Origin of the sequence: Thalassospira mesophila, from assembly GCF_002115755.1 — a bacterium.
Lineage (GTDB): Bacteria > Pseudomonadota > Alphaproteobacteria > Rhodospirillales > Thalassospiraceae > Thalassospira > Thalassospira mesophila.
Map to the genome: position 1 here is coordinate 36268 of NZ_JFKA01000018.1, position 12025 is coordinate 48292.

Consider the following 12025-nt stretch of genomic DNA (forward strand, 5'->3'; position numbering starts at 1 on the left):
TTACTCCGTTTTTGCGATATACCAGTCCATGGACGGGCGGATCTGGAACCGCGTGCCCTGGGGAATGGTGATGATGGGTTTGAGCGAGAGGGTTTCTTCGAGGATGTTGGCGGTGATCTCGCCAAACTTGTTTGACAGTTCCTCGGCGGCTTTTTCTGAGGCCGCCGTTGCAACCTGGCCGTCATTGCTTTCCGACTTGGTCGAGGCAGCGGCATAACGCACCGCTGTCGAGATCCCGGTCAAAAGGAAGGCATTGCCGTAACGTTCCATAAAGCGCCGGTCGACCTCACCCGAGGCTCCCAACTGGCCTTGCGCATTGGCAACCAGCGATTTGATATTGCGGATTTCGGCCCGGTGTCCGGCAATCAGCACCCGCTCGCACTGCATGGCGAGGCGTGAACTGCCCATATCCTCGGGCGGCATATAGTTGCAGATCAGGCGTGAGCCTTTGGGCAACAGCGCCAAGCGGCTGTGATAGCCAAAAACATCGCGGGTGGTTTGCACCACCACGGTGCCGGTTTCTTCACCGCCCACCTGGCTGTTAATCCCGGTTTCAAGCTGGACCGGGATATAACGGTCGGCAGCGAGAATGCGCGAGTTGTCGACCGGCAGGCTCGAGGTGCGGCGTGGGCCTTCATAATCGCCCTCGATCTCCATCTTTTTGGCATCAAGGATATGTTCCGGGCCAGACGGTGTGTTCATCCTGGGCAGGTCAGGGGCGGCAAGGCCGGTCGTGCCAGTTGTTCCAGCGGTCGCTGCATTGCCGGTATTAGGTGTTTGCGGAATGTCGCCGGTTTGAACCGTGGGGGCTTGTTCCCCTGTCGCCCCCGATCCGGCGTTAAGCCGGGTTTTGCCATCGGGTGATTGCGCGGCACCCGCACTTGTGCCGGTTCCATTGGTCTCGGCATTGGCCGCCCCTGATCCCCCGTCCGACGACAGAGAGGATTCAATTTGGGGCACAAACACCGACAGGCTGTCGCCCTGATCGGGGGTAATGCCCAGCCCGGGCGAAAGCGATGCGGTGCGCGCGGCATCAACAGTACCAGCAGGCTGCCCCGGGGCCGGGCTGTAACCGGCCACTTGCCAATGGGCCGGAACCGCTTGTGCCCAGGCGGCCTCTAGGGCCAGCCGGTAAGGATCGGGCGTGGGCGGCGGGGCCGGTTTAACCACCGGGGCAGGGTGTGGCGGCGGGGTTGGTGCCGGGCGTTCGATATAAACCTTTTTGGTCACCACCACCGGCGGAAAACTCGGGGTTGGTGCCGGGGCCGCAGGCGGAGCTGGCGGGGCGCTTGGCACGCCCCACACGGTTTTGTCATCCGCCGGGAGTTGCGGCGGCGTTTTGAATGCGGATGGATCGGTACAGGTGCCGCCAAAGGTCAGACCAAGGACCAGCGCGATGTCACAAAATGCGGTGCTCATCAGTCCCCCTCATATTCAATGCAGAGGAACTTCATGCCGCTTTTAAGCGAGATCAGGCGCTGGGTGCTTTCGACAATGAAGGTGTGGCCCTGAATGCGGGTATTGACCAGTTCATCCACCCCATCGACCACGACATAGGCGGTCGGCAGTTCAAGATCCTTCCAGCGGTCGCCAAAGCGGATATAGGTAAAATAGTCATCACGAAACACCGTGATCGGGCGCAGTTCGTCATCGCCCCACAGGTCATAATCGCCCCAGCCGCGCAGCTTGTTGGGATCAAACCCGGCATCGGCAACAAAATCATCGGTCGGCGTGCCGGGGTCGGTGTCGCTGAGATCATGAACGGCATTGGCAACTTTGGTGGCCGATGTTGCGGTCTTGTCGCTGTTGTCGTTTGTGCCCTTGGCGGCTTTGTTTTGCGCCGTTGTTTTAGGGGTAACCGGATCGTCCGGATGGGTGGGCAGAGTGCCATCATAAGACAGGCCGGTATCAATATTGCCGTCACTGTCGATCTGGCCTTCGACCAATCCGGAACGGTTGGCATATCGACGCGACGGGTTGGTTTGTGGTTGGCCATCCTCCCCCAATGGCATTTGTTCAATCCCGGTGCGCGATCCTGTTTCCGGGGTGGGCAGAACAATGCCCGCTTGATCTTGCAAGGCGGTGCGCATGCTACTGCCATAGCGCAGGCGCTCCTCGGGGCGGACCATCGCCACCGTCATGTCGTCTTTGGTGGCAACCGAGCCTTTAAGCCGTACCAGCAGATCAGGCATGTTGATGGAATTGACCCCTTCGGCGCGCAGATAGAAGGGATAGACATTTTGCGATGCGCCATAGACGATCATGGACGTATCGTAGCCATAACTGGCCGGACGGATGGCAATGCGGCGGTCATCACGTTTATTGACTGACCAGCTGCGCGGATCACCGACATCAATCCGGGTAATCTGTTCGCCTTTGGGCAGTTCAATCAGGGTGACGAGATATTCCCGGGTTCGGACGCGATAGGTGCAGGCCTCGCAGATGTCGGTGACATAAACCCCGTCGCTTTTTTCGGCATAATCCCAGACATCCTGAATTTGGCCGCTGGTGCGGGGCCGGACCATAGGACCAAAGCGGCCTTCGGCCTGATCCTTTGCCTGTTTGACAACAGAGTCAGGAACCGGCATGGCGGGCACTTTTGGGGCCGGGCTGGCACTCGCCGCAGCATCGGTCTGTTGGCCATTTGAGTTTGTCGTGTTTGCTGCATTAGCTTGCGTGTTGGTATTCTGTCGCTGCCCCGGCATCGGCGGGCGCGAGGATGTAAAGGCCGGGGTCTGGGCCTGGGCGGCATTGATGACAAAGACGGCGGCCAGCGAAACGAGCAAAGCGGCCAAAGCCAGCGTCCAGGCGAATTTGCGTAAACTGTTTTTCATGGGGATTATTCTCCTGCACCGGACGGGTTGCGTTTGCGCAAGACCAGACCGGTGACGGTAAGGCCGAAGGGATTGGTGTATTTTTCAGAGACCGGCACATCCTTTTGCGGGCGCGTGATCAGCGAGAGGTAGGCGCGCAGGCGTTGCGGGCGGCCCAGCGGGCGACCGTTGATGCTGTCGGTCTGGATAAAATCGATGGCGAACTTGTAATCATCGGTCAGGCTGGCGACCCGGTTGATGGTTTCGACATCAATCGATCTGACCACCCCGCGATCCAGCGCATCGCGGATTTCGCCGCTGCTAATGCGTTCCTTGCGAAACTGCTCCCAGTAAGCCGATGACGACAGTTTGGAAGCTTCGCGCAGGCGTTCTTCCTGTGTGACCGGATCGATGGCCAGCAGGATGCGGATAAAGCGCCGCGCGGTTGCTTCAAGGAACAGATCAAAGCCTTCGACCTGTTTGGAGATCGGCTCGATCTGGTAAGTGCGATCATCCGCGCCGTAAGTGCGGACAAAGACAAATTCCTTTTCTTTGAGTGGCACCAGCGCCGAGATGGTTTGCAGGGAGACCACCTGACCGGCCCCCAGCACAATTACCGCTGCGGTTAATAACCGGCACATCCATGCCAGACGGCGATGGCTGGCCTGAAAGCTGTAAGGATCAGTTTCGGTGATGCTGGCATGACGCCCCTTGGTTGGGGGCGGGGCGTCCTTGCGCTTTCGCTTCAGGGTTAGCCACGCCATGTAAAGCCCTCGCTGTTGAACTCGACCGGGTCACAGACGCACGGGCTTTGTTTAAGCGCATCGACACCGCTGCCATCCTTGGGCAGTTCGATCTCGTCAAAGGCGCAGCCGGCCAGCAAGGTGAACAGAGTGACGACAGAGACAAAACGGATCGGGCGAAGGTGTTTCATTGCGGGGCTCCTGTGGATTTTTGGGGGTGGCTGGATTGATTTCTTTGCCAGAACGGCAGCACGCCGAGCAGCAGTAAAAAGAAGAAGCCAAGGGCAAAAAGTTGCGACCAGATCACCAGGGCGGTTTGCATGATTTGGGAAAGCTGTTGGGGCGTGATGACCTGAAGCGCCTTGATGGTTTTGATCAGGGCATCAGGTTCAAACAGGGCCAGCCAGATCAACACAATGTGCAGGCTGAGAAGCCCGAGCAGGCAGTAGGATTTAATCAGGCCACCGATAAACAGCAGGGTTTGACGGGCACGCTGGCCGCAGCGGTGCAGGAGGTTTTGCATGGTCATTTACCGGACCCTTTGCTCTTGAGGTTGGAATTTTGGCCAATTGAAGCCTTGCGATGAGCTTTGGTGCGCGCATCGGGGGTGGTGGCCTTGCCTTTGGTGTCTGGCGAAAATGTCTGCCCTGTGCCGAAGGCATTTGATGATGTTGGGTTTTTGAGACGCTCAGTCACGCGCTGGCGATGGGCGTTGAAGCGCTCGGCAAAGGCACTGCCAGCCCCCTTTGGGTCGGCAAAAAACGACTGGCCCGCACCAAAGGCCCCGGCAGCCGCGCCACTGGCGCCTTTTGCGGCATTCAGCAGGCGACCGGATTTGACGCTGTTAATGGCAGACATACCGGTGGCCAGCGCCCCGCCGGTCATGGCGGCGACAGCGGAATTGGTGAATTGTGACTGGGCGATAGAATTGGCCATGCCGGTGGCTTCTGTGACAAAGGCAAAGCCCATCCAGCCAAGCACGATCGGCACGAATATCTTCATGTCCTGAAGATCGCCCGAGGCATCAACAAAACCGTCGAGATTAAGGGCCGCGACGGCATAGAGCACCAGCCCAACGGCGAGGGTCGCCCCAAACAGCACCATATAGGCGGCAAACAGGGATTTAAGGCCCTGCACCACCATGCCCCGGCTCCAGCCAAAGCCGATGCCCATCATCAGATAGGGCGACAGCGCGGCAAGCATCATGACCCGGAAAATACTGACCGCGATCTGGCTGAAATAGATCACCATCAAAAGCAGCCACGGCAGCGCGATCAGCACGCCGTAAACCCCGGCCATCAGATTGCCGAGCGAGAATTTGGACCAGACTTCAAAGGCCATGCCGATGACGGCGCGGAAGCCAACTTCGGCAACAAAGACCAATTGTGTTATGCCGGTATAATCAGCCGACGATTCTTTTATCAGATCGTTGGCTTCACCGCCTGCGGTTGCAGCGGCTTTGAGGACGACGGCAGCCGCGCCGCCCATGGTGGCAAGGGACGTGTTGTATATCAGGTTGACGAGTATGGCCCCTTGGCTCGATAAAAGACCGGCACCTATTGTGATAAAAAACAACTCATGCAAGAATCCGAGCAGATCAGATTTTGCCAAAACCATCTTGATACCGTGGACGATAAACCAAATGGCGACGACAGAAACGAAAATGGCTGCCATCGGCGCGGTCAGAACATTGCTCAGCGCATTCGTATATCCGGCGGCTGAATCCAGATACCGCTGCATCGGCTCACACATGAAGCAACGGATGGCTGTTTCGGTCTGGTTGCTGTCAAATTCCATTGTATTGGGCCTCCTGATAATTGCTTCTCCAGCACAGGCGGCCTGCAACACCTGCGCAAAGCAGGGCGATTTTTTTGATTACGGCTATGCCGAACGAATGTGGAACGAGCTTCAGACCCGCGATCAGTTCTGGACCGAATGGAACCGCGTCTTTCCGGTGGCCAAGGCCGCGTTTGATGCCGGACTTTTGACGGGCACTGTTTCGCAGATGCGTGACACAATTAAGGATCGCGACGATGCCACCGAGATCATGCAGGGCTATGATCTCTGGATTGCACAATCCAAAGTCTGGAAAAAAGTCGCGTTTGATCAGGCGAGCGCAGGTTCGATTGCCGGAATTAACATGGCGGGTGAGCACCGTCAGATGTGCGTCTTCGCGCGTATGCACGACATTTTTAATCATCAGTGCAACGGCCTGCCCGACTGGCGCACGGACGAGCAGGCCGAGGCGGACACTGCAAAATATGCCCGCTGGCAAAAGAAACTCGCTGATCAATAAGCTCTTTGGAGAGGCGATCCTCATTCATCACCTCCTTCCTGCTCGCCGCCATCACTGGAGGGACGGAACTGCAACAGCATGTTGGATTGAATGCGGATCAGCTGCGCCATTTGCTGCTGTTGCTGCACCTGAATGCGGCTTTGATGCAGAACGGCCTTGAGCAGGGTGGCGATGAAGGTTTTGAGATCGCCCGCCTGTTCGCCTTGTGATTCCAGCTCTTCGATAATGTCCTGATTGATCTCGGCCAGTTCGGTCGAGGTGCGATCTGCTTGCGCTAGTCCGGTATTAACCGCCTCACGCGCCATTTTCGCCCGACGCTCTTCGGTCGCCTTGCGCGCTGCCGCTCTTGCTGCAAAATAAAGCCGCTGTTCTGCCGGGCTATCGGGGTTTTTCCAGTTCGGCGCATTGCCGTCCCCGCCCGAGCCGCCGCCCGAACTTCCGCCCCAGGAACCGCCTTCCGGCATCGCCCAGTCATCAGGGCTGCCTTCCTCGCCAAACTTCCAGCTTTCCGGGTCTTTGGGATCAAACCACAGCGTCGAGTTATAGAAAAACCGCCGCGCACAGATGCTTTTCCAGTCAACATCATCAAGATTGATCCCGGGCATCAGCTTGGAGAAATCGGGCAACAAACAGGAGATGTCGCGATTGATCTGCTGGCCGAGCTTGGCAAGGTTGAGAATGGGAACGGCGACCTGACCGAGCTTGCCAATGGCGTTGATCTGGTCCTGGGCGGTCTTGCTGATTTTGCCGAGAATGTCGGTCTGTTTCATCAGTTCATCAAACTGCTGTTGCAGCTTGTTGAACTGTTCGGTGATTTTAACAAACGAGGTGGCGTCAAACACCGGATAGGTGGCCGAGGCGGGCAGGCTGGCACAGCTTAACAGCCCGGCAATGGCAATGATCCGCAGGCGCTTTTTATTCATGACGCCCCCCTGTCAAAACGACAGACAAGAACAGCGCGCACAACCATGAGCAGGCTGGCGAGACATTGCAGGCCAAGCAACAAGATGCCTGCAACGGGTGCGACGACCAGAAGCCCGGCGGTGAACGCCAGACAGGCCAGCATGACAAGTAAGAACAGCAGATCGGTCTTGTCTGCCGTGATCTCTATCGGGGATCGGATTGGTTCTTCTGCCCGATGATAAAAGGCAGCCGTCCTCAAAGGTGGTTGCGCCATGCGTCCCCCCATTTGCTTTGCAAGGTTTCCATCAGTTTGTTTTCGTCAGGACCGGAGCGGTAAAAGCGCAGCGGATCGCCCAGCGGCGAGAGATCGACATTGAGAATGGCGCTTTCTTCATAGCCACTGACTTCGTCGCGCTTGATGATCAGAACCCGGCGGTCATTGAACTCTTCCGAGCGGGTGCGGCCTTTGACGAAGGCCTTTTGTTCGTCATTGAGATTGAAGGGTTCCAGGCTTTCGTCATCGATCTTGGAATTGGGAAAGAAGATGAAAACAGCGGTGTTTTCGATAAAGGCTTCTGCCTTGCCGCTTTTGACCAAAGCTGCCGGATCCTGAAAAATCATCCCGACAATGCCGTTGAGCTTGCGATATTCCCGGTACATCTCGGCGGCCAGATCGCAAAAACCGGGATTGCGCAGCAAATTGGCCGCTTCCTCGATCAATATGATGAAACCCCGCAAGTTCGGTGCGACCGATTTGGCAATGGTCTCGGCGATATGGCCAACAATCGGTGCACCCAGCGACGGGTCTTTCAGCGCCTCGTTCATATTGATGCCCACCATATGCGACTGGTTGAGCATGCCGCCGAGACTGTCATGGGGCGCATTCATGATGTGGCTGCGCAGCCCGGCATTGCCCTTGTCGTCAATCACCCATTGCGAAAACGCCCGGCGCAGTTCGGAACGTTTGGCAAAGGCATAGGGAAACAGGGCATTGAGCGTGCGGTTGGGCGGATCGATCTGGAAGGCCAGATCAATCGCATGCGACAGGGCATCGCGATCATCCGGGGCCAGTTCAATCCCGGCCATGGCCTTGAGAATGAAATTGATCCGCTCGCGATTGGCCGGATTATCTTCCCCGACATCCAGCGGGTTTAAGGCCAGCTTCTCATAGGGCTGATAGAGCCCGCCGAGCGCTTCGACCATGAAGCGCGAGCCTTCCTTGGAATCAAAGATAAACGAGCGAATGCGATCAAACTTTGACGCCCCGCTCAGAAGATGCATCAGCAGTGTTGATTTACCGCTGCCCGCCGGGGCAAAAACCAGAAAGTTGGCCAGCGTCTTGGGCTTGTTGGTGACATGGAAGTTCGCCGCATAGGCCTGCCCGCTGGTGGTGGTAAACCAGCGCAGCGGGGCCGGACCGAGCGGGCTTTCGGTGAGACCGGTGGCCGAATGCTGCATCGCCCACAGGGCGGCAATGTTTTCGCTGCGCAGTTCGAGCGAGGACATGAAGCGTCCGCCCGGGATCAGCTTGGCGCGGGACCTGGCCGGAATGCGGTTAAACCAGCAGACCGGCGCACCGCGCACCTGGACATGATAGAGGATCTGGCGGTTTGACAGCCGCCGGGTGATCTTGCGGATCAAGGCATCAAGTTTGACGGAAGTGTCTGCCCGGGCAATGATCTGGAACTGGGTGGCAAACAGGGTGACATCGCCCTGATTGACCATGCTGATCAGGGCATCGGTCTCGGCGGCGGCCTCGGCATTGCCAAACAGGGCGTTTTGCTCGCCGCTCAAACGACGGCTGAGATAAAGCACCGCCTTGTGCTGATCAAAGGGATCGCAGATCTGACAAATCTCGATCTCGCCATCAAGCGTCATGATGTCGTTAATGATCTGGCCCGTCACCGTGCCCGGCCATTTGGCCACGGTAATCACCTTTTGCAGTTTCTCGGTCGGGGTGAAGCTTCGGATCACCCCGTTATCCTTGTGAAAGCTCAGATCACTGGCGGGCAGGCCACCCGAGATGTCTTGCGGGATCGGGCCGAGATCGTGGCGATATTCGCCGCAGACAAGGCCGTTTAAAAACCCGGTCAGATCGCAGGTCTGGCCATCGGGCGCTTTGGCCAGCAGATCAACCCCGTATTTGGCCCCATCGGCATCAATGATATCGGTGGCTTCATGCAAGGCGGGCATGGCGGAGCCGGTAATGACCAGATACCAGTCAATGAAATAGCTGGAGCGAAACTGCTTCGCTTCGGCATCGCCCACTTCCTGCAAGGGCGCATTGGGCCAGGTGGCCCGGGCATTAATCGCGCGTTTGCGTTTGATCCCAAACCAGCGCAGGCTGAGACCCAACTGGCCGAGCTTGTGAACCAGGATTGAACGGGCTTGCAGCAGGTTGTCCTGTTCAGCCTCGATCTTGGCATCGTAGGACGTGCCGAGAAAGCGAAACACACGCGACAGGCTGTTATCCTTGCCGCGGATGGTGGTGGCATCACTTTCGATGCAATCGAGTTCAAGCTGGTCTTGCAGCCAGTCCTGTTTGATGTCGCCAAGCAGGATGCGGCGGCTGGCGGGGACGACAAGGCCCCCGGCCATGGTGGCGACAAGGGAGGTGGCAAGGACGGAAGGCCAGATCATGGCTGTTTCCTCCCGGCATTGAGCAACCGGTTATGCCGGCTGGTGCGCCAGAAACGGGGCGGCAGCGACAGTTCCCGGTCGAAATGCATGTTGTCCTTGGTCTTGCGAATGAAGAACATCCATGCGCCGATGATGCCCAGCACCATGGTGGGCAGCATCAGCCAGAAGATCTCCAGAAGCACCATGAGCACGAGGCCAATCGAGCCAATGGCGACGCTGAGCATCATCAGCGGCACGGGCAGGCCAAACATGGTCATCTGGTTTTGAATGCGGGTGAGAACAGCGCTGCCGGCTTTCATGATCAGGACCCGCCAAACAGGCCAGCCGAGATTGCCGGGCCGGAGGTGACCAGCACCCCGCCAATGACGATCATGCCCGCCCGGATCCAGTCCATGCGTCCGGTAAACCCGGCCCAGATGCCAAGCACCATCACGCCGATACCAACGACAATGGTGCCGATCTTGCCGACCCCGGTCTGAACACTTTCAAACAGGCTAATGATCGGTTCGTACCATTCACCGGAGGCAGAGGTGGAGGCCGCCTGGGCAAAGGCAGGCTCGGTGAGAATGAGGGTTGCCACGGCAACCAGCAGGCACAGGGTGAGATTGTTTTTGGTCATGTCTTCCTCGGGGTTAAATCAGGATCAAATCGGAATAAATGCGGGTTCAAAGGGTCAGGGCGCTGAGCACACCGACGACGAAGACCACGGCGATGATGTTGAGCGTGGTCAGGATCTTCTGGGTGCGCAGCAGGCGGGAGAACTGGCGGATGGCGTCTTCCGCCATCTCTGCCGTTTCATTCATGGTTTTGATGCGTTCGCGCACCACATCGCCCAGCGCCTCGGCCTTGAAGGCTTCAATGGCTGCCAGGACATCCTTGGTAAAATCCTGCGAGGCATCGCGGACGGTCTGGGAAAGGGCGCGGTTATACTGGTCATTGATCCGGCGTTGCTCATCAAGCGACAGGCGCAGGATGGTATGGACCAGCAGTACCGGATCATCGGCATCGACCGTGATCTGGTGTTGCTGCCACAAATAAGTGCGCAGCTCCTCGACACTGTCCATTGTGACGGGTGGCGGCGGGGTATCGTCCAGAAGCCCTGCCATCACAGCACCCTCTGTTCCATTTCCGCCCCGATGCTGCGCCAGGTCATCTTCAGGCGCTGGCGCGACATCAGCTGGAACTCGGGATGGGACGCTGCCTCGTCAAAGGTCAGGCGGGCGCGCATCATCTGTTCGATGTCATGACCAAAGGTTTCCTTGCGAACCTCGGGCAGGCGGACCAGCGCGTGAATGCGGTCCTTGTTCTTTTTATAAAGGCCGGAATGCTCGAAGCTCCGCACCTCGCCCGAGGCATCCTTGCGTTCGATCCGCCCGAAATATTCGTTGAGCCAGACAACGACGGGAATATCGGGCACGCTTTGCAAGACGTGGTGCAGGCCCTCCATGGTGTCATTAAGCGCCTGTCCGCCGGTGAGCACGGTATGAAGGCGCACCTCGTGCCCGGCATCGGCCAGCATTTGCAAGGCCTGGGCTTCGACCATGTAGCCGAGCAGGGGCAGGAAGGTGGACGCCCCGTTATCGATCACGACAATGCCGTCATCGGGACCGGCCATGATCTGTTCGATCAGGGCGTCAAAATAACGCGGGTTGATCTCGTCGGGACGTTCGCCGAGACGAATGGTCTCGACGGGAAAGGCCTTGTAACCGGCAAAGGTCTGGTTGATCGGATCGGTGTCAAAGCAGGCCAGCGGGGTGTCGCGTTTGAGGTAATGCTGTGCGAGAAGGCTGGCGACAAACGACTTGCCGACCCCGCCCTTGCCCTGAAGGGTGAGATTAATCAACGCCATTGGCGATAACTCCATCTGAAATGATAATTTTGATGCCCAGTGCATGGGCGAGGCGAAAGACATGGGCGGCGGGAAGATCGATCCGGCCTGCTTCAAAGTCGCGGTAGCTGCGTTCAGACATGCCGATGCAATGGCCCGCCCCGGTTTGGGTCAGACCTTTGTCGAGGCGGGCCTGGCGCAGGCGGGTGTGAAGGGTGAGGTAGTCGGCTTGCCAATTGCTCATTGCGCGTCCTCCTCATCATCGGAGGGCGCATCCTCGCCATCCCACAGGCGATCAAACACGACCTGTTCTTTTTCCTTGAGCGTGGGCAAGGAATTGGCGGGCTGAGACTTGTCTGGCCGATGTGCTGGATTGGTCGCGGGAAGGGACCGGGCAGGTGGTTTGACAAGGGCCCGGCTTTTGGGTGCAGCGCGCCCGGCACGCAGCAGTTTCACGCGGCGATAAAACGACCGGCGTGAAATGGTAATCCGCTGGGCAGCGGTTAAAGTTTCAAAGATTTGTCGGGTGGAAATACCCTTCTCGATCTCTGCAAGGATCTCCTCTTGCAGGGCGAGAATTTCGATTTTTGCCTGACCCCATTCGGCTGGCATTGCAGACCCCCATCTCGTCGTTAACGACTTGACAAGGATCGGAAATGTATGGTCTCAATTCGTCACCGGGGACACCATGAAGGATGTCCCTCGGGTAAAAGAATTGGGTAATCAGGTATGCCCCCGCAACCAACAAAAAGCCCCGCCATCCGAAGATGGCGGGGCTTTTTGTTTATTCCCTGTGTCTGCT

At 57.8% G+C, this 12025-nt stretch carries 16 protein-coding genes; 1 reads left to right on the forward strand and 15 read right to left on the reverse strand.

Annotated elements, in window-relative coordinates; genetic code table 11:
• Genes TMES_RS21050 through TMES_RS21075 form a run of 6 tightly spaced genes read right to left on the reverse strand, consistent with a single transcriptional unit; the run spans window position 1 to window position 5131 of the window.
• Complete coding sequence (locus TMES_RS21050) at window positions 1–1419, reverse strand: TraB/TrbI/VirB10 family type IV secretion system protein (RefSeq protein ID WP_281253504.1); 1419 nt, start codon at window positions 1417–1419, stop codon at window positions 1–3.
• Window positions 1419–2834 (reverse strand): TrbG/VirB9 family P-type conjugative transfer protein, encoded by a 1416-nt coding sequence (locus TMES_RS23380; protein WP_245835541.1) that lies wholly within the window; start codon window positions 2832–2834, stop codon window positions 1419–1421. The genes TMES_RS21050 and TMES_RS23380 overlap by 1 nt, the downstream gene beginning before the upstream one ends.
• 5 nt (window positions 2835–2839) lie before the next feature.
• Window positions 2840–3577: a VirB8/TrbF family protein gene (locus TMES_RS21060; RefSeq protein ID WP_085586297.1), complete on the reverse strand. Its 738-nt coding sequence runs from the start codon at window positions 3575–3577 to the stop codon at window positions 2840–2842.
• The gene (locus tag TMES_RS21065; protein WP_085586299.1) at window positions 3565–3747 is read right to left on the reverse strand and encodes a hypothetical protein; all 183 of its coding nucleotides are present in this window, start codon (window positions 3745–3747) and stop codon (window positions 3565–3567) included. The genes TMES_RS21060 and TMES_RS21065 overlap by 13 nt, the downstream gene beginning before the upstream one ends.
• Window positions 3744–4085 carry a hypothetical protein gene (locus tag TMES_RS21070; protein WP_085586301.1) on the reverse strand — a complete coding sequence of 114 codons (342 nt, stop codon included), beginning with the start codon at window positions 4083–4085 and terminating at the stop codon, window positions 3744–3746. Before TMES_RS21070 ends, TMES_RS21065 begins: the two co-directional genes overlap by 4 nt.
• Window positions 4082–5131, reverse strand: a complete 1050-nt coding sequence (locus TMES_RS21075) for a hypothetical protein (RefSeq protein WP_143589766.1) — start codon at window positions 5129–5131, stop codon at window positions 4082–4084. Before TMES_RS21075 ends, TMES_RS21070 begins: the two co-directional genes overlap by 4 nt.
• A 67-nt stretch (window positions 5132–5198) precedes the next feature.
• Here TMES_RS21075 and TMES_RS21080 point away from each other — a divergent pair, with 67 nt between their 5' ends.
• Entirely contained in the window at window positions 5199–5852 is a 654-nt protein-coding gene (locus TMES_RS21080) for a hypothetical protein (RefSeq protein ID WP_143589767.1), read from the forward strand.
• Window positions 5853–5872: 20 nt separating this feature from the next.
• Here the strand turns inward: TMES_RS21080 and TMES_RS21085 are convergent, their stop codons facing one another.
• The 9 genes from TMES_RS21085 to TMES_RS21125 are packed head-to-tail and all read right to left on the reverse strand — an operon-like array spanning window position 5873 to window position 11835.
• On the reverse strand, window positions 5873–6775 hold the full coding sequence (locus tag TMES_RS21085) for a hypothetical protein (protein WP_085586305.1): 903 nt from the start codon (window positions 6773–6775) through the stop codon (window positions 5873–5875).
• Window positions 6772–7029 carry a hypothetical protein gene (locus TMES_RS21090; protein WP_085586307.1) on the reverse strand — a complete coding sequence of 86 codons (258 nt, stop codon included), beginning with the start codon at window positions 7027–7029 and terminating at the stop codon, window positions 6772–6774. The genes TMES_RS21085 and TMES_RS21090 overlap by 4 nt, the downstream gene beginning before the upstream one ends.
• Window positions 7011–9395, reverse strand: a complete 2385-nt coding sequence (locus TMES_RS21095) for a VirB4 family type IV secretion system protein (protein ID WP_085586308.1) — start codon at window positions 9393–9395, stop codon at window positions 7011–7013. Before TMES_RS21095 ends, TMES_RS21090 begins: the two co-directional genes overlap by 19 nt.
• Complete coding sequence (locus TMES_RS21100; RefSeq protein ID WP_085586310.1) at window positions 9392–9694, reverse strand: hypothetical protein; 303 nt, start codon at window positions 9692–9694, stop codon at window positions 9392–9394. The genes TMES_RS21095 and TMES_RS21100 overlap by 4 nt, the downstream gene beginning before the upstream one ends.
• 2 nt (window positions 9695–9696) lie before the next feature.
• Window positions 9697–10014: a TrbC/VirB2 family protein gene (locus TMES_RS21105; protein WP_085586312.1), complete on the reverse strand. Its 318-nt coding sequence runs from the start codon at window positions 10012–10014 to the stop codon at window positions 9697–9699.
• Window positions 10015–10060: 46 nt separating this feature from the next.
• Window positions 10061–10501 (reverse strand): hypothetical protein, encoded by a 441-nt coding sequence (locus TMES_RS21110; protein ID WP_085586314.1) that lies wholly within the window; start codon window positions 10499–10501, stop codon window positions 10061–10063.
• The gene (locus tag TMES_RS21115) at window positions 10501–11244 is read right to left on the reverse strand and encodes a P-loop NTPase family protein (protein ID WP_085586316.1); all 744 of its coding nucleotides are present in this window, start codon (window positions 11242–11244) and stop codon (window positions 10501–10503) included. Before TMES_RS21115 ends, TMES_RS21110 begins: the two co-directional genes overlap by 1 nt.
• Window positions 11231–11467, reverse strand: coding sequence for a helix-turn-helix domain-containing protein (locus tag TMES_RS21120; protein WP_085586318.1), 237 nt, complete (start codon window positions 11465–11467; stop codon window positions 11231–11233). Before TMES_RS21120 ends, TMES_RS21115 begins: the two co-directional genes overlap by 14 nt.
• On the reverse strand, window positions 11464–11835 hold the full coding sequence (locus TMES_RS21125; RefSeq protein WP_085586320.1) for a hypothetical protein: 372 nt from the start codon (window positions 11833–11835) through the stop codon (window positions 11464–11466). Before TMES_RS21125 ends, TMES_RS21120 begins: the two co-directional genes overlap by 4 nt.
• Window positions 11836–12025: the final 190 nt, after the last annotated feature.